26 protein-coding genes and 1 pseudogene are annotated in these 26011 nt (G+C 43.4%); 5 read left to right on the top strand and 22 right to left on the bottom strand.

Annotated features, from left to right (window positions below):
- Positions 1–6: 6 nt before the first annotated feature.
- The gene (gene abhA, locus MKX71_RS07840; protein WP_003244728.1) at positions 7–285 is read right to left on the bottom strand and encodes a transcriptional regulator AbhA; all 279 of its coding nucleotides are present in this window, start codon (positions 283–285) and stop codon (positions 7–9) included.
- Positions 286–568: 283 nt separating this feature from the next.
- Between abhA and mreBH the strand changes: the two genes are divergently transcribed.
- The 3 genes from mreBH (at position 569) to MKX71_RS07825 (ending at position 3152) form a co-directional block, all read left to right on the top strand.
- Positions 569–1576: a cell shape-determining protein MreBH gene (mreBH, locus tag MKX71_RS07835; protein ID WP_003245743.1), complete on the top strand. Its 1008-nt coding sequence runs from the start codon at positions 569–571 to the stop codon at positions 1574–1576.
- A gap of 100 nt (positions 1577–1676) precedes the next feature.
- Complete coding sequence (locus tag MKX71_RS07830; RefSeq protein WP_003238865.1) at positions 1677–1811, top strand: protein YkpC; 135 nt, start codon at positions 1677–1679, stop codon at positions 1809–1811.
- 108 nt (positions 1812–1919) lie between these two features.
- Positions 1920–3152 (top strand): aminopeptidase, encoded by a 1233-nt coding sequence (locus tag MKX71_RS07825; RefSeq protein WP_144482486.1) that lies wholly within the window; start codon positions 1920–1922, stop codon positions 3150–3152.
- Between the two features lie 33 nt (positions 3153–3185).
- Here the strand turns inward: MKX71_RS07825 and MKX71_RS07820 are convergent, their stop codons facing one another.
- Together MKX71_RS07820 and MKX71_RS07815 are read right to left on the bottom strand one after the other, a co-directional pair.
- A complete protein-coding gene (locus MKX71_RS07820; protein ID WP_144482487.1) occupies positions 3186–4097 on the bottom strand; it encodes a ketopantoate reductase family protein in 912 nt (303 codons plus the stop codon).
- 56 nt (positions 4098–4153) lie between these two features.
- Positions 4154–5776 (bottom strand): ATP-binding cassette domain-containing protein, encoded by a 1623-nt coding sequence (locus tag MKX71_RS07815; RefSeq protein WP_029725931.1) that lies wholly within the window; start codon positions 5774–5776, stop codon positions 4154–4156.
- A 180-nt stretch (positions 5777–5956) separates the two neighbouring features.
- Between MKX71_RS07815 and MKX71_RS07810 the strand changes: the two genes are divergently transcribed.
- Positions 5957–6226: a hypothetical protein gene (locus tag MKX71_RS07810; RefSeq protein ID WP_003232345.1), complete on the top strand. Its 270-nt coding sequence runs from the start codon at positions 5957–5959 to the stop codon at positions 6224–6226.
- 33 nt (positions 6227–6259) lie between these two features.
- On the opposite strand, the gene lepB is transcribed toward MKX71_RS07810, so the two are convergent.
- From lepB to MKX71_RS07730, 16 genes and pseudogenes are all read right to left on the bottom strand, one after another.
- Positions 6260–6841, bottom strand: coding sequence for a signal peptidase I (lepB, locus tag MKX71_RS07805; RefSeq protein WP_003232348.1), 582 nt, complete (start codon positions 6839–6841; stop codon positions 6260–6262).
- A 143-nt stretch (positions 6842–6984) separates the two neighbouring features.
- Complete coding sequence (locus tag MKX71_RS07800; RefSeq protein WP_339231934.1) at positions 6985–8889, bottom strand: fructose-specific PTS transporter subunit EIIC; 1905 nt, start codon at positions 8887–8889, stop codon at positions 6985–6987.
- Between the two features lie 14 nt (positions 8890–8903).
- Entirely contained in the window at positions 8904–9815 is a 912-nt protein-coding gene (pfkB, locus tag MKX71_RS07795) for a 1-phosphofructokinase (RefSeq protein WP_033883800.1), read from the bottom strand.
- Complete coding sequence (locus MKX71_RS07790) at positions 9812–10567, bottom strand: DeoR/GlpR family DNA-binding transcription regulator (RefSeq protein WP_014476685.1); 756 nt, start codon at positions 10565–10567, stop codon at positions 9812–9814. Before MKX71_RS07790 ends, pfkB begins: the two co-directional genes overlap by 4 nt.
- Positions 10568–10846: 279 nt before the next feature.
- The gene (gene skiZ / locus MKX71_RS07785; protein ID WP_015252177.1) at positions 10847–12040 is read right to left on the bottom strand and encodes a sporulation-delaying-protein transporter subunit SkiZ; all 1194 of its coding nucleotides are present in this window, start codon (positions 12038–12040) and stop codon (positions 10847–10849) included.
- Positions 12037–12729 carry an ABC transporter ATP-binding protein YknY gene (gene yknY, locus MKX71_RS07780; protein WP_003232356.1) on the bottom strand — a complete coding sequence of 231 codons (693 nt, stop codon included), beginning with the start codon at positions 12727–12729 and terminating at the stop codon, positions 12037–12039. Before yknY ends, skiZ begins: the two co-directional genes overlap by 4 nt.
- Positions 12730–13863, bottom strand: a complete 1134-nt coding sequence (locus MKX71_RS07775) for an efflux RND transporter periplasmic adaptor subunit (protein WP_339231933.1) — start codon at positions 13861–13863, stop codon at positions 12730–12732. It abuts the gene before it with no gap.
- A 4-nt stretch (positions 13864–13867) separates the two neighbouring features.
- The gene (yknW, locus tag MKX71_RS07770; protein ID WP_014479677.1) at positions 13868–14563 is read right to left on the bottom strand and encodes a toxin SDP protection protein YknW; all 696 of its coding nucleotides are present in this window, start codon (positions 14561–14563) and stop codon (positions 13868–13870) included.
- Positions 14564–14672: 109 nt separating this feature from the next.
- Positions 14673–16488 (bottom strand): annotated as a pseudogene (locus MKX71_RS07765) (ABC transporter ATP-binding protein).
- 11 nt (positions 16489–16499) lie between these two features.
- A complete protein-coding gene (locus MKX71_RS07760) occupies positions 16500–18257 on the bottom strand; it encodes an ABC transporter ATP-binding protein (protein WP_339231932.1) in 1758 nt (585 codons plus the stop codon).
- A gap of 226 nt (positions 18258–18483) precedes the next feature.
- Positions 18484–18717, bottom strand: coding sequence for a molybdopterin converting factor subunit 1 (moaD, locus tag MKX71_RS07755; RefSeq protein ID WP_014476678.1), 234 nt, complete (start codon positions 18715–18717; stop codon positions 18484–18486).
- Positions 18710–19183 (bottom strand): molybdenum cofactor biosynthesis protein MoaE, encoded by a 474-nt coding sequence (locus MKX71_RS07750; protein WP_032721483.1) that lies wholly within the window; start codon positions 19181–19183, stop codon positions 18710–18712. Before MKX71_RS07750 ends, moaD begins: the two co-directional genes overlap by 8 nt.
- Positions 19183–19704, bottom strand: a complete 522-nt coding sequence (gene mobB, locus MKX71_RS07745) for a molybdopterin-guanine dinucleotide biosynthesis protein B (RefSeq protein WP_003232370.1) — start codon at positions 19702–19704, stop codon at positions 19183–19185. Before mobB ends, MKX71_RS07750 begins: the two co-directional genes overlap by 1 nt.
- Positions 19665–20957 carry a gephyrin-like molybdotransferase Glp gene (gene glp / locus MKX71_RS07740; RefSeq protein ID WP_029317736.1) on the bottom strand — a complete coding sequence of 431 codons (1293 nt, stop codon included), beginning with the start codon at positions 20955–20957 and terminating at the stop codon, positions 19665–19667. The genes mobB and glp overlap by 40 nt, the downstream gene beginning before the upstream one ends.
- 17 nt (positions 20958–20974) lie before the next feature.
- A complete protein-coding gene (locus MKX71_RS07735) occupies positions 20975–21994 on the bottom strand; it encodes a molybdopterin-synthase adenylyltransferase MoeB (RefSeq protein WP_032721477.1) in 1020 nt (339 codons plus the stop codon).
- A gap of 50 nt (positions 21995–22044) precedes the next feature.
- Positions 22045–22644: a molybdenum cofactor guanylyltransferase gene (locus MKX71_RS07730; RefSeq protein ID WP_014479670.1), complete on the bottom strand. Its 600-nt coding sequence runs from the start codon at positions 22642–22644 to the stop codon at positions 22045–22047.
- Positions 22645–22780: 136 nt separating this feature from the next.
- On the opposite strand from MKX71_RS07730, the gene cse15 reads away from it, so the two are divergent.
- Positions 22781–23746: a spore protein Cse15 gene (gene cse15 / locus MKX71_RS07725; RefSeq protein ID WP_048654871.1), complete on the top strand. Its 966-nt coding sequence runs from the start codon at positions 22781–22783 to the stop codon at positions 23744–23746.
- A 40-nt stretch (positions 23747–23786) separates the two neighbouring features.
- Here cse15 and rok read toward each other — a convergent pair whose 3' ends face one another.
- The 3 genes from rok to ahpA form a co-directional block, all read right to left on the bottom strand.
- A complete protein-coding gene (rok, locus tag MKX71_RS07720) occupies positions 23787–24362 on the bottom strand; it encodes a transcriptional regulator Rok (protein ID WP_003232378.1) in 576 nt (191 codons plus the stop codon).
- A gap of 465 nt (positions 24363–24827) precedes the next feature.
- Complete coding sequence (gene ykuV, locus MKX71_RS07715; protein ID WP_015252187.1) at positions 24828–25274, bottom strand: thiol-disulfide oxidoreductase YkuV; 447 nt, start codon at positions 25272–25274, stop codon at positions 24828–24830.
- A 71-nt stretch (positions 25275–25345) separates the two neighbouring features.
- Complete coding sequence (gene ahpA / locus MKX71_RS07710) at positions 25346–25888, bottom strand: biofilm-specific peroxidase AhpA (RefSeq protein ID WP_003245371.1); 543 nt, start codon at positions 25886–25888, stop codon at positions 25346–25348.
- Positions 25889–26011: the final 123 nt, after the last annotated feature.

Raw genomic sequence — 26011 nt, 5'->3', positions numbered from 1 at the left:
ATAATTTTATTCTTTTAAAGCGGCTTGAATTTCTTCGAGAAGCAGCTGTGCACCCTCAGGGCTTAGCGTAATTTTACCGTTGCCGTATTCTTTATTTTCTGAAGTGATTTCTCCAGTCATTAAACAAACGCCATGAGGTTTGTACTTTTTCAAGATAATTTTATCTCCGTCAACAAAAAACTCAATGCTGTCTTTTATGGCAATATCCAATGCCCGTCTCAACTCAATCGGCATGACAATGCGGCCTAATTCATCTACTTTTCTCACAACACCTATTGATTTCATAAAAACCCTTCTTCCTTTAAATGTTTCTTTTCTCATGTAATGTTTTAAGGATGTACCTCAATATATCGTAGACGAATGAAACTTTGAAAAAGTTTCCCGCTTTCTATAAGAATTACAAGATATTTTTTCCATAAAACCGAAAAATGTATTACTTCTATTACACAGTTCCTTGATTTTTTACAAAAACATTTCTTTACCGACACACACCCCCAAAAATCGCAGTATTTCTGAGAAACTTTAAATGTAGAATCATATTAAATTAGGATAGAGATTGGGTGAAAACATGTTTCAATCAACTGAAATTGGGATTGACTTAGGAACAGCTAATATACTTGTTTACAGCAAAAATAAAGGGATTATCCTAAATGAACCATCTGTTGTCGCAGTGGATACGACGACAAAAGCAGTGCTTGCAATCGGAGCTGACGCGAAAAACATGATCGGTAAAACACCGGGAAAAATTGTCGCTGTCAGACCGATGAAAGATGGCGTGATCGCAGACTATGATATGACAACTGACCTGCTAAAGCACATTATGAAAAAAGCCGCAAAAAGCATCGGCATGTCGTTCAGAAAACCGAACGTAGTCGTTTGCACACCATCAGGCTCAACAGCAGTAGAACGCCGCGCCATCAGTGATGCGGTGAAAAATTGCGGCGCGAAAAACGTTCATTTAATCGAAGAGCCAGTTGCAGCCGCCATCGGAGCGGATTTACCGGTTGATGAGCCGGTTGCCAATGTGGTAGTAGATATCGGCGGAGGGACGACAGAGGTCGCTATTATTTCCTTCGGTGGCGTTGTTTCCTGCCATTCTATCAGGATCGGCGGAGACCAGCTTGATGAGGATATCGTTTCTTTCGTCCGTAAAAAATACAATTTGCTGATCGGCGAACGCACAGCTGAGCAGGTAAAAATGGAAATTGGCCATGCTCTGATTGAACATATACCAGAGGCAATGGAAATTCGGGGACGTGACCTCGTGACAGGTCTTCCAAAAACCATTATGCTTCAATCCAACGAAATTCAAGATGCAATGCGTGAATCCCTCCTGCATATTCTTGAAGCCATCAGAGCGACACTTGAGGACTGTCCGCCTGAATTGAGCGGAGATATTGTTGATCGCGGCGTTATTTTAACAGGCGGCGGCGCGCTCCTTAATGGAATTAAAGAATGGCTCACAGAAGAGATTGTCGTGCCTGTACACGTGGCGCAAAACCCGCTTGAATCTGTAGCAATCGGCACAGGCCGTTCTTTAGAAGTGATTGATAAGCTGCAAAAGGCAATTAAATAGTCTTTACCCGCAAAATTCTCACACACGGCAAATTTCTTGCTTCTTTTTTCCTCACTTCCTTCATATTGTGGGAAATGGAGAAACGTTAAGGAGGAAACAGATGCTAAGAGATTTAGGAAGAAGAGTAGCGATCGCAGCCATTTTAAGCGGAATTATTCTTGGAGGCATGAGCATTTCTTTGGCAAATATGCCCCATTCGCCTGCAGGCGGCACTGTAAAACTGAATCATCCATAATATTGAAAAACCCAAGACGTGTCGTTTTGGGTTTTTCACTTTGGGCTCCTTCTTTCCTTTATAGGATCATATTTGATATGATGAGAAAAAAGCTTGGAGGAATGATTCATGGATTCATTTTCACAGAAATTAAATACATATGCACAGCTGGCGGTAGAAGTCGGCGTTAATGTCCAAAAAGGCCAGTATGTAGTCGTAAATGCTTCAACAGACGTTCGGGATTTTGTCCGTTTAATTGTAAAACACGCATATGAAAAGGGCGCAAAAAACGTCACCGTGAATTGGCAGGATGACGAAGTCGCCAAATTAAAATACGAACTTGCGCCGTTTGAAGCATTTGAAGAATATCCTGAATGGGAAGCAAAAGGCAGAGAAGAGCTTGCCAAAAATGGAGCTGCTTTCATTTCTGTTGTGTCGTCAAACCCAGACTTGCTAAAAGGTATAGATTCCAAACGGATTGCGGCATTCCAAAAAGCAGCAGGCAAAGCATTACATACATACAGACAATATATTCAATCAGACAAAGTCAGCTGGACTGTCGTAGGTGCGGCATCAGCAGGCTGGGCTCACAAGGTGTTTCCTGGCAAATCAGAGGAGGAAGCGATCCACCTTCTGTGGGAAGAAATTTTTAAAGTGACGCGCGTAAATGAAGACAACCCGGTTCAGGCGTGGATCAATCATGACCAAAATCTTCATGAAAAAGTTGACCATTTGAACGAGAGACATTACGCTGCCTTACATTATCAAGCTGAAGGAACTGATTTAACAATTAAGCTGCCTAAGAAGCATGTTTGGGCAGGTGCGGGAAGCGTGAATGAAAGCGGCCATGAGTTTATGGCCAATATGCCGACAGAAGAAGTGTTCACGCTGCCGCAAAAAGACGGGGTTGACGGAGTGGTATCAAGCACAAAACCATTAAGCTACGGCGGAAATATTATTGAAAATTTCACCCTGACGTTTGAAAATGGCCGTATAGTCGACATTAAAGCTGAAAAAGGTGAGGATATTTTAAAAGAACTGGTGGAAACAGATGAAGGTTCTCACTATTTAGGTGAAGTGGCACTTGTTCCTTACGATTCACCTATATCACAATCAAACATTCTTTTCTATAACACGCTGTTTGATGAAAACGCGTCAAATCATTTGGCGATCGGAAGCGCCTATGCCTTTAATATTGAAGGCGGAAAGCAGATGTCTCGTGAAGAGCTTGTCAAAGAAGGCCTAAATGAAAGCATTACACACGTGGACTTTATGATCGGTTCTAAGGATATGAATATTGACGGAATTACGGCAGACGGGAAAAGAGAGCCTATCTTCAGAAACGGAAATTGGGCTTTTTAAGTAAATAAAAGGAGGCTTTTCCGCCTCCTTTTTTTATTTTTCTGCTTCATACATTTGCAGATTCGCATAAACGGTTTCTAATACTGGTGCAGCGAGAGATAAACGTTTTGCTTTTTCAAGCAAAAATCCATGCAGGTGGTCTCCTTCAGTCGTTTGGCCGTTTTCCATATCCCGAAGCATGGAGGACTTCATATGGTAAGACATGCTGGTCATCGTACGAAAGCTCTCTTCCTCAAGATCCGGATCAGCCGGAACACCTTCTTTTCGTAAAACAGCGCAAATTTCCCCAATAAGAGTTTGGGCCGTGTGACGTCCGGCTTCTGTGGCGAGGATTGGGCCAAGCGGTCGTTGAAATAACGTTGTGATCCCCGCTTGCGCTGCAATAAAGAGATACTTTTTCCAAATGTCCTTCTCGATATGCCCGCTAATGATGACTTCAGCCTTCACACCTGAAAATGCCTCTTCAAGCGCTCTTATCCGCTCCGTACGCTCGCCGTTCCATTCTCCAAATACAAAACGATGCGATGTGCTCGTATGATGAATTTCTCCTTTGTTGTCTAAAGCACTTTCTATAAAACACAGGCCGCCCAGCACCTGTTCTTTTGAAAATGCCGCAAATAGCTGCTCATAGTGGCGGTACCCGTTTAAGAAAGGGATAATGACAGATTCCTGATGGATAAATGGTTTGACATCCTCTATCACTTGACCAAGTGAGTATGCTTTAGAAGCAATGATAACGACATCAAATTGCCCTGTTTCTCCGACACTGATTAGTTCGGGCTGAAATGATACATTCCCTTTTTCACTATGGATGACAAGCCCGGTTTTTTTCAGCTGCTCAGCTCTTTTTTGGCGCACAAGAAATGTCACATCATTTCCTTTCTCCGAAAGCCGTGCGCCAATATACCCGCCTACTCCACCTGCTCCGACAACTAAAAATTTCATGTTGTGATCTCCTTTCATATTTAGGTATCAAAAAAAGCAGAGAAATCTCTGCTTTTTTATTCCGCGTATAGTTCAGTCAATTTTTTCTGCACATCAGCATTTTCAAGGAACTCGTCATAGCTCATTTGCTTATCGACGATGCCGTTAGGTGTAATTTCTATAATTCTGTTGGCAATGGTCTGCACAAACTGATGGTCATGGGAAGTAAACAGCATAGCGCCTTTAAAGCTGATTAAGCCGTTATTGAGCGCTGTAATGGACTCTAGGTCTAAATGGTTAGTCGGCTCATCCAAAATTAAAATATTGGCGCCAGAAAGCATCGCTTTCGACAGCATACAGCGGACCTTTTCTCCCCCGGAAAGTACATTTGCTTTTTTGTGGACTTCTTCTCCAGAGAACAGCATGCGTCCTAAGAAACCGCGTAAAAAGCTCTCACTTTGGTCGTGCGGAGAATATTGGCGAAGCCAGTCTACAAGGTTCAGATCACTGCCTTCGAAATATTCGCTGTTGTCTTTTGGAAAATACGCTTGAGATGTGGTAACACCCCATTTAAACGTTCCGCTGTCAGCTTCCATTTCCCCGGAAATGATTTTAAACAGCGTAGTAACAGCAAGTTCGTTTCGGCCAGTGAAAGCAATTTTATCTTCTCGACTCATAATAAAGCTGACATTGTCAAGCACTTTTACGCCATCGATTGTTTTTGTTAAGCCTTCCACGCGAAGAACATCATTTCCGATTTCCCGTTCCGGCGTGAAGTTAACATAAGGATAGCGGCGGGAAGACGGTTTAATATCATCCAGCGTGATTTTTTCGAGAAGTTTCTTTCTTGATGTAGCCTGCTTAGATTTAGACGCATTGGCGCTGAATCTAGCGACAAACTCTTGAAGCTGTTTAATCTGCTCTTCTTTTTTCTTGTTCGCTTCTTGAGAAAGCTTTAACGCCAGCTGGCTTGACTCGTACCAGAAATCATAGTTTCCTACATAGATTTGAATTTTGTTAAAATCAAGGTCGGCAATGTGCGTACATACTTTATTTAAGAAGTGACGGTCATGGGATACGACAATAACTGTGTTTTCAAAGTTAATCAGAAACTCTTCAAGCCACTGGATTGCCTGAAGGTCCAAGTGGTTCGTCGGCTCATCGAGCAGCAGAACATCCGGCTTGCCGAATAATGCCTGTGCCAAGAGAACTTTTACCTTCTCCGAACCGCCGAGGTCTGCCATCTTTTTTGTGTGCAGATCTTCTGAGATACCAAGGCCTTTTAACAGGATCGCAGCTTCACTTTCCGCTTCCCAACCGTTCAGTTCCGCGAATTCACCTTCTAGCTCAGCAGCACGAATCCCATCCTCATCTGAGAAATCAGGCTTCATGTAAATAGCGTCTTTCTCCTGCATGACTTCATACAGGCGTTTGTGGCCCATAATGACCACTTTCAGCACTTCATACTCTTCGTACTCAAAATGGTTCTGCTTCAAGACGGCAAGACGCTCGCCAGGACTCATATGCACGTCGCCTGTCTGAGGCTCGATTTCGCCTGACAGCACCTTTAGAAACGTTGATTTACCGGCACCGTTTGCACCAATTAACCCATAGCAGTTGCCTGGGGTAAATTTAATATTAACATCTTCAAATAACTTGCGATCCGCAAACCGCAAGCTTACATTATTTACAGCAATCATTTATTATCCTCCATCATGTCTATCATCAATAAAAGTATACCATGAATGCAGGGCAAGAGAAATGATTCCCTGATAAAACAGAGAGAAAACACTTATACACCTAAACCAGCCAGCTGTGTTACAATTAAAGAGAGAGAATGCATCCGCTCGGAAAATTACACACTCTCATGGAGGAACACGTTGAGGCTTTTAACACTTACTGAATATTGCTTACTGATCTTTTTTACGGGCTTTTACCTTGCCGTAACAGGCTTTACCGCCAAAGATATCGGCTTATATATAGGCATAGCCCTTATTTACATATTTTCGCACATCTTTTCTAAACGGCTTTTAGAAAAGCGCGGAAAAGAGAACAAACAGGTTCACCTTTTCTTCAGTGTGCTAGCTATTATCGGTTCAGTGTTCATCACGGTTTTATGCATTGCATTGGTCGCTTCTTTTTCAAAATAAAAACGCCTGCTGTCCTAGGCCAGCAAGGCGTTTTTATTTTGTTTGACGCATTTCGTTAAACGGGAAAAAGACAAACTTCGATGTGCCGACAATTCGATCTTCCGCGATCAGTCCCAGCCCGTTTCGGCTGTCCATAGAATTTAGCCGGTTATCTCCCATGACAAAGTATTTGCCTTTCGGAACCTTAACCGGTCCAAAGTCTCCTGTCAGACTGACACCAAGTTTTTCTGCTTCCTTCTTGTTTTTAGACAAGTAAGGCTCGGCTACTTTTTTACCGTTTATATAAAGCGTGTCATCCTTCATTTGAACGGTTTCTCCAGGCTTTCCGATCAATCTTTTTACATAATGGATTTTAGAAGTTTCACCGTTAATAATAACGATATCTCCGCGCTTCAGCTCGCCGATATAGTTGACTGTTTTATTCACAAACAGCCTTTCTCCGTCATGTAATGTGGGATACATAGATGAACCTTCAACTAAATACGGTTCAAACAAAAAGTGACGGATCAGGAGAGCCAGCAGAACAGCGATGACAATCGCTTTACCCCATTCCAGGTACGTATTGGTTTTTTTCTTCGCCGTTTTCTCAGTATTCGTATTTTTTTCCTCGGTCAAAGTGTTTCCTCCTAGACAATTGCTATGTCAGTTGTTTCTCTTCTTTTACTTTATCATAAAAAAGAATAAAATACATAACTTAACCGCGCTCCCTGCCGGCCGGATAAGAAAAAGCGTCCTTTCGAACCAAGGACGCTTTTTTCTTATTTTTCTGTAACAGGTTTTTTGACGATACCGAGGATAATTGCCATCACGACAGCACCGATCACGATACTTAAAAGGTAAAGCATCGGATGGTTTGTAATGAAAGCTACGAATACTCCTCCATGAGGCGCCGGAAGCGTTACTCGGAAGAATTCAGTTAATCCGCCGGCAACAGCTGCACCGACTACAGCAGCTGGAATGACGCGAAGCGGATCAGCCGCAGCAAATGGGATCGCTCCCTCTGTTACGAAAGCAGCTCCCATGAAATAGCATGTAATACCAGCTTCACGGTCACGCTGAGTGAATTTGTTTCTGAAAATGGTTGTTGCAAGTGCGATACCAAGCGGAGGAACCATACCGCCGGCCATGATTGCTGCATGAGGCGCATAGTTGCCTGCATCGATCATGGCGATACCGAACGTAAAGGCTGCTTTATTAAGCGGGCCGCCCATATCGATCGCCATCATGCCGCCCAAGATAATACCCATTAACACAAGGTTTCCAGTACCAAGGCTTTCAAGCCAGTTTGTTAAGAAATTCATAAAAGCTGCTACAGGTGTATTGACGACAAATTGCATTAATACGCCAGTGATAAAAATACCGAACAGCGGGTAAATCAAAACAGGTTTTAATCCATCAAGTGACTGAGGGATAAACGTAAATACTTTTTTCAGTAAAATCACGACATAACCGGCAAGGAATCCGGCAATTAAGCCGCCTAAGAATCCAGCATTCGCTTGAGTTGCCATAAATCCGCCGACCATACCAGGCGCAAAACCAGGACGATCTGCAATACTCATCGCAATGAAACCGGCCAGAACTGCAACAATCAGTTTTAATGCATTGTCGCCGCCGATAAAGTTTAATGCTGCTGCAAACGTGTTGTAGCTAGGATCATTCGGATCAGCAGAGTGAATTCCCCAGAAGAATGAAATCGCAACGAGAATACCGCCGCCGACTACGAACGGAAGCATGTTGCTGACACCGCTCATCAGGTGCTTATAAAACGTGTTTCCGATACCGCTTCCAGACTTGCCTTTCGCTTCTTCATCATCGTTTGAAGCTGCTGAACCGCCGCCGCTGCCTTGATAAATCGGCGCATCTTGATTCATCGCTTTTTCGATAAGCTCTTGCGGACGTCTGATACCAGCCGTTACAGGAACTTGAAGTACGCGCTTGCCTTTAAAACGTTCCATTTCAACCTGCTTGTCCGCTGCGACAATGATTGCAGGTGCATCTTCGATTTCTTGGGCAGTGAGCTTGTGCTTAATGCCGCTTGACCCATTTGTTTCGACCTTAATTTCCACACCAAGCTCTTTCGCTTTTTCTTTAAGGGCATCCGCAGCCATGAATGTATGGGCAATACCTGTCGGGCATGCAGTAACCGCTAAAATTTTTCCTTTTCCGGCAGGTGCTGGTGCCGCTTCTTCTTCTTCCTCTTCGTCATCATCTTTATCGTGCTGATTAATAATGTCGATGATGGCATCTTCAGACTCAGCTTCAAGGAGCTGCTTACGGATTTCTTCACGCATTAACAGCGTTGAAAGTCTTGACAATGCTTCAAGGTGAGTGTTGTTTGCGCCTTCAGTCGCCGCAATCATGAACACTAAGTGAGCCGGCTGGCCGTCTAATGATTCATAATCGACGCCGCCTTTTGAACGTCCGAACGCGATCGCCGGGTTGATAACGCTTGCCGTTTTCGCATGGGGGATAGCGATTCCTTCACCGATACCCGTGGAGCTTTGGCTTTCGCGATTTAAAATGGCTTCTTTATAGGCTTGTCGGTCATTTAACTTTCCAGCCTTATCAAGAACAGTGACCATTTCGTCAATAACATTTTCTTTTTCTTTGCTCTCAATATTAAGCTTTATCGTATGCTTCGTTAAAAGCTCAGTTATTTTCACTTGTGTTTCCTCCTCTATAGACGTGTGACCTTAACTTCAGGAAGAAGCTGCTGGACAAATTCTTCTGTTCCAAGTTCTTCAGAGAACGCGGTAGCACTGCCTGAAGTAACTCCTAAGCGGAATGCTTCTTCAAGCGGCAGCTGTTTGGAAATTCCGGCAAGGAAACCTGCAACAACGGAATCCCCTGCTCCGACTGAGTTTACCAATTTCCCCTTTGGCACGTTAGCAAAATAAACAGCTTCGTTCGTAAACAGAAGCGCTCCGTCTCCGGCCATTGATACGATTACATGTTCAGCGCCTTGTTCTACAAGCTTTTTCCCATAAGGAACGGCTTCCTCAACAGATGTAATGGCCGTGCCGAACATTTCTCCAAGCTCATGATGATTTGGCTTCATCAAAAATGGTTTCATTTCTGTTGCTTTCAAAAGAGCCTCGCCTGAGATATCCAGAACAACTCGTGCGTTCTGCTGTTTGCAGGCCTCTGCGATTTTTTCATAAGTATCGTGAGGGAGTGAAGATGGAATGCTTCCTGCAAGAACAACGATATCTCCCTCTTGCAAAGATTGGAACTGTTCTAAAAAGGCTTTGAAATCTTCATCCGAAATTGTCGGTCCCTGCCCGTTAATTTCAGTTTCATCACCAGTTTTCAGCTTTACATTGATACGGGTATCCCCTTTTACTTCAGAAAAAGCTGTTTCCAGGTTTTCTTCCCGTAAAAATGTTTTGATATATTCTCCGGTAAATCCGCCGACGAATCCGAGCGCTTTAGACGCCACATGGTGTCTTTTCAGCAGTCTCGATACGTTGATGCCTTTGCCCCCTGGATACTTGGTATCATACGAAGAACGGTTCAGGCCTCCTACAGAAAAATCTTCAACGTGAACTATATAATCGACAGATGGATTAAGTGTTACAGTGTAAATCATGGTTTCACTACCTTTACGACAGTTTTTTCTTGGTAATTATCGAATGTAAGCTCTTCAGCGTCAGTCGTAATGATTGTTGCGTCGCCTATTCCGGCGAATGCCGAAAATGAAATTTCTCCGAACTTCGAAGGGTCTGCTAAGACGTAAGCGTGTTTTGCCTGTTTGATCGCTTTCTGTTTTAAAAGGGCCTCATCAGGGTCCGGCGTTGTAAATCCAGCCTCTGTATGGACACCGTTTGTCCCCAGAAAACTTTTGTCAAATCTGTACTGGTCCATGGCAATCAATGAAGCGCCTCCAATAATCGCGCCCGTTCTGTGCTTTACGTATCCTCCAAGCAGATAAAAAGAAATTTCTTTCCTTATTAATGCATCGATATGCATTACCCCGTTTGTGACAACGACAATATCTTTGGTTTTATCCATAAAATCAATCATGTGCAATGTCGTCGTGCCTGCATCAAGGTAAATGCAATCCCCTTCTTCTAAAAGAGAAGCTGCTTTTTCAGCAATCTTCAATTTATCGTGAAGGTTTTTGGATGATTTTTCAAGCATATCGGGTTCAAGTCTGATATCAGAAAGCTTGGCCGCTCCACCATGAACGCGCTTTAAAAAACCGCGTTCTTCAAGTGTCGATAAATCTCTTCTGATTGTTGATTCAGAAGCATTAGTCAGATTTATAAGCTCTTGAATCTTTACCACATCATGCTTTTCTATTTGATCAATAATCAATTGATGCCGTTCAGGAGTTAGCATGCTTCACCTCCTAATGAAAACGTATTCATTTTGAATACAATTTCATTGTAAACGCTATTTTCGGTTTAGGCAACTAAAATCATTCAAATTCATTCAATAACTATCAAAATCTTTCACGTTTCTCCATATTAACGTATGTCTATAGGGTTTGTAAACTGTAAATTCGACAAAAATAAGGACAATTGTACGACATTTTCTTCTTATTTTAATGAAAAAAGTCTTTTATATTCATAGTAGAAATCACTAAACATAAAAAAACCTCATGCATGTTGCATGAGGCTACTCATAACGCAGCGCTTCAATGGGATCAAGCTTTGCAGCTTTATTTGCAGGTAGCATGCCGAAAATAACACCAATGAGCATACTGAACAGCACGCCCCCGCATACAACCTGCCAGGATATGAGTGACGGCCAGCCCGCAATGGCTGAAACAAGCGCGGCCCCTCCGTATCCAATACCAATCCCGACCAGACCGCCAATTAGCGTCAATACGACTGACTCAATTAAAAACTGAGTCAGAATCTGTCCCCTCGTCGCACCGAGGGATTTTCTGATTCCAATTTCCCGTGTCCGTTCTGTGACTGATACGAGCATGATATTCATGACACCGATTCCGCCGACCAAAAGGGAAATACCTGCAATTGAGCCGATAATCGTCGTCATAATTGCCGTTACCTTGCCAATTCCAGCCGCAATCTCTTCCATGTTCATCACTTGATACGAATCCTCTGTGCCATGATTGTCATTTACCAGCTGTGCTGCTTCTTTTCCTGCCGATTTTATGTCGTCTGCTGATTCGACCTGCAATGATACGTTACTGAAATCACTTGTGCCAAAAGAGGATTTCATCATATTAAATGGCACATACATTTCACTTAAACCGAAAGAAAGCAAGCCTGTTTCTTTTTTCAGCACACCGATAATTTCAACGGGCTGTCCGTTTATCCAGACAACTTCACCTAAAGGGGAGGTTTTATCGAACAGTTCTTCAGCCATCTTTTGAGAGATGATTCCGGCTCTATTCCCCGCGAGAAAGTCATTGTCGGTAAATGTTCTGCCGCTTTCGATTTCTAAAGAATTGACATTCATGTATCCATCATTTATTCCGTTAACCGTAGCATCGGTTTCTTCTTCGTGATAACGCGCTTTCATACTTTCAGAAGTCGAAGCAACGACTTGTTTAATGCCTTCTATTCCTTTTAAACCTTTAATATCGTTTTCTGTAAACGTAGATTCAGCTGCGGCGTTCGGGTTGCTTGCAAGCTCCTCGTCGCTAGGCATATAGTACAGCTCCACAGTATTTCCCGGGCCGCTGATCGACTGCTTCAGCATTTGCTCGCCGCCCTGTCCTACCGCAACGACAACAATGACAGAGCCTACACCAATGATAATGCCGAGCATCGTTAAGATCGAACGCATTTTATGGGCAAGGACAGAGCTTAGAGCCATTCTGATGTTTTCTAACAGGCTCATTCTCCCACACTCCTTTGTCCGGAGCTGGCAGGAACAATGTTTCCGTCACGCACCATGACGATCCGATTCGTGCAATCTGCTACTTCAGGCTCGTGAGTAACCAGAACGATTGTCGTTCCCTCGGCATTTAATGCTGTAAACTGATCCATAATCGCCTCGCTTGTTTTCGTATCCAGGGCGCCGGTCGGTTCATCAGCTAAAATCAATTTCGGCTCATTCACGATCGCCCTCGCAATCGCCACCCGCTGCTTCTGCCCGCCCGACAGCTCGTTGGGCATGTGGAGCATTCGATCGGCTAACCCGACCTTTTCCAATGCTCTCTCAGCCCGCTCTTGACGTTCCTTTTTGCCTATCCCGGAATAAATCATCGGCAGCTCGACATTTTTTTTTGCGTTCAGCCGCGGAAGAAGCTGAAATTGCTGAAATACAAAACCGATGGACCGGTTACGGACTGCCGCCAGTTCTTTATCTTTATATGAAGAAATGTCTTCTCCGTCCAATTGATATGTACCGGAAGTCGGCCGATCAAGACAGCCGATAATATTCATGATCGTCGATTTTCCTGATCCTGACGGCCCCATAATCGAGACATATTCACCTTGATGAATGTCCAAATCAATAGAATGGAGAACATCAAACGTTTCCTTTCCGATCTGGTAGCTTTTTCGCACATTAGAAAGCTGAATCATTTAAGATTTCACTTCCATTCCGTCAGTCACCTGATCAGATGGATTCAAAATGACTTGATCATCTTGGGTAAGCCCCTCTTTAATTTCTGTCAGGTCATCTGTCACTTCGCCGATTTTGACATCAACTCGCTTTGCTTTTCCGTCTTTTACTGTATACACATAATATTGGTCATCTTCTTTTTTGACTGCCTTTGAAGGAAGCGTATTTGCTTTCCGTTTATCTGTTTCAATATTCATGATAAATTTAAAGCCTGGCTTTCCTTCTGGAAGATTTCCTTTTATTTTCACTTGAAGCGGGTATTGGACCGCCTGTTCTGTTCCTTGTGCCGCAGCGCTCTCCTGCTGATCCGGAACAAGCCCGACTGCGGAAACCGTGCCTTTCCATGTTTTACCCTGTATTACATCTGAAGTGAGTGTGACCTTCTGGCCTTTTTTGACTTTCAATGTATCGTATTCAGACAATTTCCCTGAGACGACAAGGTCTTTTGGGTTGCCGATATGTATGACAGGCTCTTGAATATCTGACTTTTTGGATGCCGCCTCTTGGTTGACAGAAATAACGGTGCCTTCAATTTCGCTTTTCACTTCAAGATCTGATACCCGGTTGGCAAGTGACTGTCGCTGAAGCTCGGTTTGTTTTAATTCGATCTCCGCTGTTTTTTTCTGCATTTGAAGCTCTGTTCGTTCAGATTCGATTTGTTTTTCTGCTTCTTTCTTTCCTACCTGTTTTTCCAGTTCTCTTTCTTTGCTGTCTAAGGCTTTTAACTTTTCTTGAATTTGGTCAATTTGAAGCCGATTGGATTCAGACGTTAACTGGTTCTGTTCTTTTTCCAGGCTCAGCTGCTCATTTGTATAGGTGACTAAAGGCGTGCCCTTTTTAACTTTATCGCCTTCCTTTACTTTAATGTCTTCTAATGTCCCTTTATCAGCTTCATAAAAGACATACTGTTCATTTGAAAATTTTAGCGTGCCAGGAACCATAACCGTTGACGAGATTTCATTTTCTTCAACGCTCCCCCTCTGTATCTCCTTGCCGGCGCTGCCGCTTGTCGGAGCGGCAGACCGGTATATATTGATTCCAATAAAAAGAGCGACTATAACTGCGATTCCAATTCCGATCCAGACTTTTTTCATGAGCTTATGCACCCGCCACAGAATTGATTAAACCTGAAAAGAGCGAAAATACAACTAAAATTCCGAATAGAATGATTGCTGAAATCCATCCGGCTTTTTTGGAGATGCCTCCCGTTTTGTGAAGTCCGATTGCTAATAATACAAAGCTCCAGATGCTGAAAATTTCAAAGGTATTTAACACGCTGGCAAGAGCCCCGTCAGATGGGATAATCCCTGCCAGTGACGTCGTGCTGTAAAGAGGATTCACGTCAGTCGTAAAAGCAACGATTCCATTAACCAATAATCCGAGACTGCTAATTAAAGAGACAAACAGACCGAGAGAAAGCATTTTTTTATATGTCGTAACTCCGCCTGATATTTTTACACAGAGCCAATAAATAAGAGGGGCAATAAATAATGCTGCGATACCGCCGATAATAGCGCCTGCCATTCCGCCAAATTTGGTTATTGTTGCGACAGTTTCCATTTGTTCAGCAGATAGCCCTTGCGTATCCTGGCTTTTCAAAAGCTCACTATAATCCGTACCGAGTGATTGCAGCACGGCACCGACGATGATAATTGCTGCAACAATCAAAAGCGGTCCCCATACAGCCGGCCTTTCTCTTATTCTTTCAAATTGAACGGACGGACTTGTGATTACTCCGAAAAGTGAAGGCTTTTCAGTCGCCGTTCCGCTGTTTTTTTCTACATTCGTTTCCATTTCAAAACCTCCTTGAGAATATCTAACAAATAGTACGGGAAGGATATCAAAAAGTTTCATGTTTTTCTAATAAATTTCCAAAAACCTTCAATATTGAAGGCTTTTCATATTATTCTATCGCTGTGCTGTATTGCGCTTTCACAAGCCCGGCATAAATGCCTCCTTTAGCGAGCAGCTGATCATGGTTCCCTTCTTCTATTTTCCTGCCGTGATCAAGAACAATGATGCGGTCGGCGTCGCGGATCGTAGACAATCTGTGAGCGATCATCACTGCTGTACGCCCTTTCAGAAGCGTTTTTAACGCTTGCTGAATTTTTACTTCTGTCTCTGTATCAATGCTTGCCGTTGCTTCGTCAAGGATGATAATAGCCGGATCGGCGAGCAATGCTCTTGCAAAGGAAATAAGCTGACGCTGACCGGCAGACAGTACGCTGCCTCTTTCCTCCACCTCTGTTGCGTATCCTTCTGCTAAATCAGAAATAAACTCATCCGCTCCGACCGCTTGGGACGCTTTCATCACCTCTTCATCCGAAGCATTTGGCCTTCCAAAACGAATATTTTCCATGATGGTCCCAGAGAAAATAAATGTATCTTGCAGGACAATGCTGATTTGAGAGCGCAGACTGGCAAGGGAAAGATCCTTAATCGGTATACCGTCTATTTTAATGGTGCCTCCGGTCGCATCATAAAAACGGCTGATTAAATTGGCAATCGTCGTCTTCCCGCTCCCTGTATGCCCGACAAGCGCAAGCGTCGAGCCCGCCGGAATAGAGAAAGAAACGGCGTAAAGGGCTTTTCGTTTTTCCATCATACGAAAATTCAACCTCTTCAAAACTGATCTCCCCATTTATCTTTTCATTATGAATGGCATTCGGCTTCTCCTTGACATTTGGCTGTTCGTCCAGAAACTCAAAAATCCGTTCTGATGATGCCATCCCCATTAACAGCTGATTATAGACCTGACCCAGTCTCGAAATAGGTTCCCAAAACATTCCCAGATAGAAAGCAAAAGAAACGAAGACGCCAATCGTAATGGTTTCATTCATGATGAGTGTGGCTCCATACCAAATCAAGACAGCCGTCCCAATCGCATTCGTCATTTCTACCAGCGGACGGAACATGGCATTTTTTCTAGTTGCTTCCCACCATGATTCGTAGTTCTCCTGATTGACACCGTCAAAATACGCCATGTTTTCTTCTTCCTGCGTAAATGCCTGTGTGACCCGGATGCCCTGAATGCTTTCGTTTAGATGAGAGTTGAGCTTCGATTGCTTTAGCCGTACCGTTTGCCAGGATCGGCGTATTTTTTTTCTGAGACTTGTTGAAATAAAAAACATAATCGGCAATGTCACCATGATGGCTATAGTCAGCTCAGGGCTCAGCGTAAACAAAATGATAATCACGCCGGCCAGAAGCAGCAAGTCGGTCAACAAATTGATGACTCCGCTTGTAAAGAGCTCCTGAAGAGAGTTAATATCATTCATGATCCTGACTAAGATCGATCCCGCCGACCGCTGATCAAAAAATCGATGGGATAAGCGCTGCACATGGGTAAATAAATGCTGTCGCAAATCGTAAATGACATGCTGGCCAAGCTGATTCATCCACCTGATTCTTAACACATTGGCGGCGTAATTGAGGACATATAAACCGCTAATAATAAAAATGAGCTGAATCAGCAGCTCCGAGTTTCTCCCTGTAATCGCTTGATCAAGAACATAAACGCCGATCAAAATGGGGATCACAAGCTTCACAGCAGTGCCAATTAATACGGTGAGAAAAGAAAGCGGCAAAATTGTTTTTCGATATGGTTTGACATAGCTCAGCAGCCGCCACATTTGAGCCCAGTTAAACGGCTTTTCAATGATTTCATCTGAAGAGTAATAGAAACGCTCTAAAATCCCCTGTTTTTTCGCTTGTTTCATTTGGCCCCTCCCTATCCGACCTCATGCGGCTCATTAATCATTTTGACATCACGGTATTGCAAATCGTAAATCTTTTTATAGTAGCTGCCTTTTTCAAGAAGCTCATGATGTGTTCCCCTTTCACGAATGCGTCCTTTATTAAAAACGAGAATTTCATCGGCGTGTTTCAGTGAAGAAATGCGGTGAGCGACGATAAAGGTTGTGCGGTTTTTCATGACTTCTTTTAAGGCAAGCTGTATGCTGTGCTCCGTTTGCATATCTACTGCACTTGTGGCATCATCCAATATCAAAATGCTCGGGTTCAAGCAGATGGCTCTCGCAATGGCAATACGCTGTTTCTGTCCGCCGGAAAGCCCCATTCCCCTCTCTCCCAGCATGGTGTCATACCCATCAGGAAGCTCCATAATAAAGTTATGAGCCTGCGCCCTTTTTGCCGCTTCGATGACGTCTTCCATTGAGGCATCCGGCCGCCCATACGAAATATTTGATCTAATCGTAGATGAAAACAGGAAGGATTCTTGAAGTACGACCCCGATATTGGAACGAAGGGTTTTTAACGAATAATCTGTGATTGGTTTGTGATCAATGGTAATCATTCCGCTAACAGGACTGTAAAATCTGGTGAGAAGCTGTGTCACTGAGCTTTTGCCTGAACCTGTCGGGCCCAACAGTCCGATTACCTTCCCGCTGTTTGCCTCAAAGCTTACATTGCACAGCGCGTTTGTTTGTTCTTTTCCGTATGCAAGAGAAACATTTTTGAAATGGACATCTCCGGTTAATTTTTGTTTATGCAAAGCATGAGGATGATCTGTAATGTCTTCTTCTTTTTCCAGAATGTCGAGCAGGCGTTCCCCTGACGCTTTTGCTTGAGAGAACATATTGATGACAAAACCTAAGTTCATAATGGGCCACATCATATAATTGACAAGGCTGAAGAAAGCAACAAGCTCGCCGGGATTGAGCTGATTTTGCATAACCAAGTAACCGCCGTATGAGAGGAGAGCTACAATACAAATGTTACCAATGAACTCCATTAAAGGGAAATACGCAGACCAGATGGATGATGTTTGTAAATACTGCGCCCTGTATTCTGCATTGGCTTTATTGAAAGTGCTGATCTGAAAATCTTCCCTGGAAAGAGATTTAACCGTATTAATGCCGCTGATATTTTCCTGAACTTTTGTATTGAGTTTCGCAAACGATTTGCGGATGCCTCTGAAGGCGGGATGGACTCTTTTGTCAAACCGGTATACCGCAACCGCGAGAAATGGCAGAACAGCTATTGTCACAAGCGTGAGAGGAACAGAATAGTAAAACATAACCGACAGGCTGATGGCTACCAGCAGGCCGAAGCGAATGAGCTCAGCGAGACCGTATGATAAGAAAAAACGAAGCCCTTCAACATCAGCAGTCAGCCTGGACATCAAATCTCCTGTTTTCGCGTTATCATAGTAAGAAAAAGAAAGCCGCTGCAGTTTTTCATACAGCCCATTTCTCAGCCGATAAACGGATTTGATCCCGAACATATCACCTAAATACTGATGAAAAAAGGTAGCCGTTCCTTTCAAAACCATTACCGCAATAAATCCTAAGCTGACCCACGCCGCAAGCTGATACTGCCGTCCCAACACGATCTCATCAATCGTAATTTGCAGGATAATCGGATAAACGATAGTAATTGCAGTCATCAAAAGCATGGCTAGAAGCGACCACATAAACACTTTTCTGTACGGCCAATAATACATTTTTAATCTTTTAAATATCTCCATATCCAGCACCTTTCCAACATTTATCATCTTTACTATATCGATACCTGAAATGAATTTCTATTATTTTTCAAAATTTCAGTCTAATTATGGAATGAGTCTCTTACTTTATAGGGAGTAACATATGTAGAATAAACGCCGCTTACAGAAAATCATTGTATGCTGAGGATACTTAGGGATATGCCAATGAAATACAGAAAAACCGGACGGCTGAAATGCCGTCCGGTTTTCATCCCCCGCTGACCGGCGGTATGATGGCTACCGTGTCACCCGAAGATACAGAGGTATTTTCTTTTACATAGCTTTCGTTAACGGCAATCATAGCCGTATCAATAGATTCAAGACCGTATTGTTCTTTTAGACTCGCTTTTATTTCATCTGTGGTTGCTTGTTCCACATCTATTTCTATCGCTTGTGTACCGGCCTGTTCAGCCAGTCCTGCAAATAAAAGAATTTTAATCATGCTGCTCTCCCTCGCTTAGGTCTGGTTTTCCGTTCGGATAAGCTGTTGTTTCTAGCTGGTCGCCGATCCATTGCTCACCGTCTTCCCAAATTTCTTTTTTCCAAATCGGCACAATCTGTTTAATGCGTTCAATCGCATACTCATTGGCTTCATATGCGGCTTTTCGATGGGGAGAAGATACAGCAATCACTACCGCTGCTTCACCGATATCGAGCACACCTATACGGTGCGTGATCGCAACAGAGGCACCTTCCCATTTTTCTTCGATTTCAGCGCCGATTTGAGCAAACATTTGCACGGCCATCGGTTCATACGCCTCGTATTCAAGCCGAACCGTTCTTTTTCCGTTTGTCCATTCCCGAACCGTACCAATAAATGTCGTAATGGCTCCTGCTTCCCGTTTCTCCACTTTTTTAATGATGTCTTCAGTATTAATGGGTGTTTTCGTAATCTCAAACCGTTCCATTATGCAGATTCCCCCTTCAGCTGTGAAAGCACAAAATCCACGGCAACCGGATCATCCGCATGAAAAACGGGTAATCCCTGATGCTCTGTCATATGCTCTTTTTTTCTATAGATGATGGCGATTATATTTACTGCTTGCAGCGCTTCCAGATCTTCCTTTTCACTTAGGATAACCACTTTAGGATAAGGGGCTTTTTTAAAGCCTTCAATCAGAAGACAGTCTGTTTCGAGAAATTGGTATAACTCGATCAGCCGTGCCAAATCCCAATTGCGGCGGGCAGTCAGCTGTAACACACCAGCACCTTCTACCGCTGTTACATCAGCACCTGCCGCCTTGTAACGGTCCGTGTCTTTTCCTTCCGTGAGCGTTTGCGGTTCACCGCCGTGACCATGGTGCTTCAGGCAGCCCAAATGGACTCCCTGTTCAGAGGCTTTTTCAAGAATGCGCTCAATAAACGTTGTTTTCCCGCTGTTTTGAAATCCTACAACTTGGACGATCGGGAAAGGACGGACCAAGGCCATTCACTTCCATTCTCTTCTCTGATGAGCAGCACTTGAACCGTTCTGCCAGATTCGTAGCCTCGCGTGCCGCCCGGCAGGATAATAAATGCATTGGCATCTGCAAGTGATGTGACAGAGCTCGACTTATCTAAGCCAACGGGTGTCGCCAACAGCTTCCCTTCCTGATGGTGCACGAGCGCACGAACAAATCGGGTAAATGGGTTCGGCTTCGGAAAATCCTTGGTCAAAACAGCTTCCGCACAAATTGAATGCGGTGTTTCATTGAGCAGCCATGTCTGGATTATCGGTTTGACAAACAGTTCAAAACCGACATAGCATGCCGACGGATTACCTGAAAGGCCAAACAGCAGCATATCGTTTGCATGCGCCACCGTTGTCACGCTGCCCGGGCGCATGGCAACTTTATTAAACAGCACGTCCGCTCCGAGTTTTTCATAGATCGCAGGCAAAAAGTCAAAGTCACCGACTGACACACCGCCAGTTGTGATCAGGAAATCCACTTTTTTCATCGCTTCTTTAACTGCAGCAAAGCTTTTATCCAGTTCATCAGAGATTTTCCCTAAATAAAGCGGTGTTGCGCCTGCTTCTATCGCTTGCGCATATACCATACTCGCATTGCTGTTGCGGATTTTTCCCGGTTCCAGCGGATCACTGACATTCAGCAATTCGGTACCGGTTGCGATAATCCCGACTACAGGCTTTCTCACGACAGGCACAGATGCGTATCCGAATGTTGCCAAAAGAGCCGTCACTCCTGGTGTCACCCGGGTGCCCTTTGTCAGTAAAACACTCCCTTTTTGAGCGTCCTCACCTGTTTTTGAAATATTATCCCCCGTCTGAAAGCGGCGTTTTAAAGACATAAATGACTTCCCATTCTCCTCAAAGGTTTGAGTCAATTCAATCATGACGACTGCATCTGCCCCTTCAGGGATTTGCGCGCCAGTCATAATCCGCACGGCCTGAAACGGGCCAAGTTCTTTTTCAGATACTGCTCCTGCTCCAATATGGTCAATAACTTCAAACCGAACTGGGTTTTCACGTGAAGCTTCTGCCGTATCGCACGCTCTGACAGCAAAACCATCGTATGGCGAACGGTCAAACGCAGGGACGTGGTGATCCGCAGTTATATCTTCGGCTAAAAACCGATGAAGGCTGTCTTCAAGCGCCACCCATTCTGTTTCACCTTGTTTTTGAAAATGGCAGACACGCCGAACTGCCTCGTCTACCGGTATCGGTGTTCTTTTCTCCAGCATTCTGACCCCTCCTGTTGTTACAGTCCAATCACTCTTGCCAACACGGAGTTGGCTTCTTTCACATCATTTGTTCCATGCACCAGTGCCCGTCCGTCATTGAAAATGACAATTCTGAAATCCTCGTAAAAAATATGCAGCAAAAACGCATTAGCCTCGACCTTGCCGATTGTTTTCAGCCGCTTAATGAGCTCCTGTTTCGGGATTCTTTTTAATGATTCTGACCTTACCTGCACTGTATCACGGCCGCATAGTACAGCAGCTTTTGGTGTGTTCCAATCCTGAAGATAAGGATATACCGCATTTGCTCCGCAAGATGGGCATTCCTCATGGCGTACATGATTAACGTTAATCTTCATATGCGAATTGTTCCAGACATCAAATGTCACAAAACCCCGCTGTATTGCTTCTATTTGGCCGGTTAACAGCTTAAATGCCTCAGCCTGCTGATATGCTGAAACGATATGCACAGCAGGCGGAATAATACCGGCAGTATCACACGTCGCCCCGCCAACAGGAATTTGCTCAAACAAACAAGACAGACAAGGGGTTTCTCCGGGAATGACAGTCATGAACATTCCCTGGCTGCTTACACAGGCGCCATAGACCCAAGGTGTCTTTGTTTTCTGGGCAAGATCGTTTATCAGCATGCGGGTTTCAAAATTATCTGTCGCGTCAATCACGACATCTGCTTTTTCAATCAGCGGCTCAAGCGTTTCGGCTGTTCCTTCGGTAACATACGCCTCAATATGTATCTCGCTGTTAATCGCTGATAGATGCTCTTTGGCAGCCATGGCTTTCGGCATGCGGAGTTTGGCATCGCTTTCTGTATAAAGCTGCTGCCTTTGAAGATTGCTCCACTCCACATAGTCACGGTCAATAATGGTAATCGTACCGACTCCCGCTCTCGAAAGCCCTTCAGCTCCTGCAGTGCCGAGCGCTCCCGCTCCGACAATCAGCACATGGCTGTCTGCCAGTCTTTTCTGGCCCTCTTCCCCAATTTGCTTAAATCTGATTTGCCGTGAATAACGTTCCTCCATCAAACCTGTTCTCCTTATCTTTTATGTCATCTTATCATGTTATTGCCCCGTCAGTCCCGCTTGAGGGAGTTCGATTTTTCTTCCAAACAGCTAAAATCATCACGTGTATTAATGTTGATAAACTCTGCCGGGTTTGCTCCGATATTTTCAGCCTGTACGTAACAAACCGAAATTCTGCCTAATAAATCTGATATTCTCAACCTCTTCTCAGAAAGCTGATCGTATAGAACTGGCATGATACGTTTGTGGTAAATCGCAATCAATGGCTGCACTTGTCCGTCTGAGATTGGGACTACCGCGTCCGCACCGGCAGTCATCAGACGTTTGAGCTCCAGCATCGTCCTTCTTTGTATCAGCGGTGTGTCACAGGAAAGAACAGTATAAAGATCACCGTCTGTCTTTTTAAAAGCGGTATATATACCAGCCAATGGCCCCATGCCTTGAAATGGCTCAGCATCTTGATACACTTCATTTTCACCGTTTTCTTGAAATCTATCAATAAATTCGGGACGGCTGATGATAACCGTTTGTTCTCCAAGTGCCTCTTTAGCGCATTCGTAAAGCATCCTGCCCTTCCATTTGACAAACGCCTTCGGTTCTCCAAATCGCCGCGAGGCTCCCCCTGCCAGCAGTACGTTTACATGCTTCATATCATCTCACCTCTAGTTTCGTTAAAAGCATAGCAAAAGCAAAGGCTCAACGCTACTGCTTGTCTGTTTATTAAAGAGGAATAGCTGTTCAGTATTTGCATATTGTAGTGTTAACATCATGAGGGAGATGGTTCGAATGAAAAGATCAGGTCCTTTTTTCCACGACGTGTCTCAGGAGAACCTTTATTTAAAATCCGAGCTTTCAAGGTGCCATAAGCTGATTGCTGAACTTGAAGCAAGCTACTTCCATCAGAAAAATAACAAACTGCTCAAAGAAAATACCGATATGAAAGAAAAACTCCAGCAGCTGTCTGCCGAATTAACACATATGTCAACAAAAGAAAAACATGCCTCCCACACCAGCCAAACCCTGCACCAAATAAGAGCGGAACTGCTTGATAAAATCGTTGTTTTGCAGGAGCTTCTATCTGCTGAAACCTATAAACGCAGAGCCGAAATCGAAGAAAAACATAAACTTCATATTGCTAAAGTCAAAATCGAAGAAGAAAATAAAAATCTCCATAAACGGATCAGCGAACTTCAAGCCTCGATTGAGCAGGAACAAAATGCACTGCTTCAGGCAAAACAGCAAGCCGAATTGATAAAAGCCGAAAACGGGCGTCTAAAAGAGCAAATGGTAGAAAAAGAATATCAGCTAAAACATATTAAAATAGAAGTTGATCATATGAAAGATCGAATCATAGAAACGAAAGAAAGACTGCTAGACATAGAAAAAACGAAAGAAAAATTATTTCACGAAACTATTATATCGTATAAACGGCAGCTTGATGAAAGCGATGCCTGGATTGCTTCTCATTTTGCCGATATTGATGGCGGCACGAAACAAAAAGAAAAAACGGAAGAAGAAGCTCCAGCGGTCTACGCGCAGCCAAATCATGTAGAGACTATCCTTGAAGATGTCACCAAACAGATACATGTGCTTCAAAAACAGCTTGCCCACGCCCAATCATCAGACCAGGCCAAGAGCCATACAATCGAAGAGTTGAAAAACAGAGCCGCTGAAGAAAAGCCTTATCAAAAGTGGGTGTATAAGCTTAATCTTGAAAAAGAAAACAAACCTTCACAGAAAAAACCTCAATAAAAAAACTGCTTGAGCGATGCCAAGCAGTTTTTCTTTATATTTATTCATTTGCTGATTCTGCAGATTCGATTTCACCCTCTAAAATGTACTGCCCGCGATATGGCTTTTTCACTTCCGGGTACATTTTAATTAAGCTTTGCATAAATGTTGTCATATTAGGGATTTCAAGACCGCTTTCTTTTTCAATCTCTTTTTGAAGCTCCGAGCTCTTAATCGCCGCGTTGTGGCGTTTTAATGTTTTAATAGCAGCTTCACGCAGCTTAGCTGCTTTTGATCCCGGTCTTGCCGTTCCTCTTCTTCTTCGTGTTGTTCCGTCTGGTATACCGGCAGGAAGAGAGGAAATAGATTGAAGCTGAGGCTGAACAGACTGCTGCTGTGATTGCGGCTGATAGCTTCTGATTTCCTGAGCCGCAAGCTCAGCGAGAACCGGCAGAGAGTCAGGTTTTTTTTCAGAACGGAAATCCTTTTTGATTTCGGAAGGGCTTCCATTTCTGTCCAGCTCTCTTAATTTTGCGTATATTTTATCACGTTCAATTTGATATTCACGAATGACTTTCACTTCAGCTTCATTTAATTGTTCTAACCGCAAGCGCAAAGCTTCTCTTTCATTAAACATTCCTCAATGTACCCCCTATCAAAATTAACATCTTTAATTAAGATATTAGATTACAAAAGTAATTTTATCAACTATTATTTTAGCATTTTACTATTATATTTACTCTATGAAAAATTCCTTATTTTCTGAAAATGTTTTATTTTTCAAAAGAGTCCTTTATTCTCAAGGGATTAAGGGGCTTTCTAGTTTATTTGGTATAATGTTGAAAATATATATTTTACTTACTTCTTTAAAGAAATTTAGTGTAATATCTACAATTTTCGAGTTATGAGATATGAGATTTATCTAAAATTGAGGAAAAACATCAAAAATTAGCTGTGTTTTCTAGCGTATCAATCAAACAAACCATCAATTCCTATACCCAAATTTGGAAAAATAAGCTTCTTACTCTTCTTCCATTGCTTTTTGCACAAATAAAAAACCTGATGTGATCAGGTTTTTAGGAAATACTATTTAGTCAGATACCTATTCCGTTTCAGCCAGAACGCGGTTCACACGTTTTTCAAGCATTTTCATACCGCTCCCGCCGGCTTGGAAGTGACGGAGCTGTCCTGTTTTATCAAACACATAATACGCAGGTACGTATTCATTTTCAAATGCATCGGTTAAAGCATGGTCACTGTCAACAAAAATCGGCTGAGTGATATCGTGTTCAGCGGCTGTTTCTTTAATTTTACCAAGGTCAAGATCATCTTCGGAACGGGGCATATGCACAGCTACAACATTCAGTTGATCTTGATATTTATCACGAAATTCATTCACTTGCGGCATCGCTTCTTTGCACAAGTGGCAGCTGATGGACCAGAAATGAATAAGCGTCGGCTTTTCCCCAATCAATTGCTCTCTCGTCACTTCACCATTTAACCAAGCTTTTTCTCCCGTCAATTCCGGCATGGGCTGACGTAATTTCATTGCTTTTTCCCTCCTATTTTAAAAGAGAGGCCTAACGAATATGCTAGACCGCTTTTCGTTCTTGGAAAGAATTAAAGTGTTTTTTGGCCTGGTTTCCAGTTAGCCGGACAGAGTCCGCCAGTTTGCAGCGCCTGGAGAACACGAAGCGTTTCATCAACATCACGCCCAATGTTGTTATGGAAAACAGTTTGATATTGAAGCTCCCCTTCAGGATTAATAATAAACAATCCGCGCAAAGCCACACCTTCTTCTTCGATTAAAACGCCATATTCCCGGGATACCTCATGGTTTGTATCAGCAGCAAGCGGGTATTTCAGCTGGCCAAGACCGTTTTCTTTGCGGTCTGTATTGATCCAAGCTAAATGAGTATGGATGGTATCAGTTGAAACCCCGATGACTTCTGCATCAAGATCTTCGAACTCGTCATAGCGGTCAGACATTGCTGTAATTTCTGTCGGACAAACAAAAGTGAAGTCCATTGGATAGAAGAATAGCACTGTCCATTTGTCATTTTTCATGTTTTCCTCAAGACTTACTTTGCCGAATTCTTTGCTTGCAAGGACTGCTTCCATTTCAAAACGAGGAGCTTGTTTACCTACCATACGTTCTGCCATATGTATCCCTCCAATTTATTGTTTGGCTTTAAGGTCAAAATCGCATGAAAATAAAGGATTATTAACCATTTTTAGTTATATTGCAATGCCATTATATAAAAGCAGATTTCCTGAGTCAATTTT

It is taken from the genome of Bacillus sp. FSL M8-0071, assembly GCF_037975455.1.
GTDB classification, from domain to species: Bacteria; Bacillota; Bacilli; order Bacillales; family Bacillaceae; genus Bacillus; species Bacillus subtilis.
Note: the sequence above shows the minus strand (reverse complement) of the source record. Positions and strands in the feature narration are given on the sequence as shown.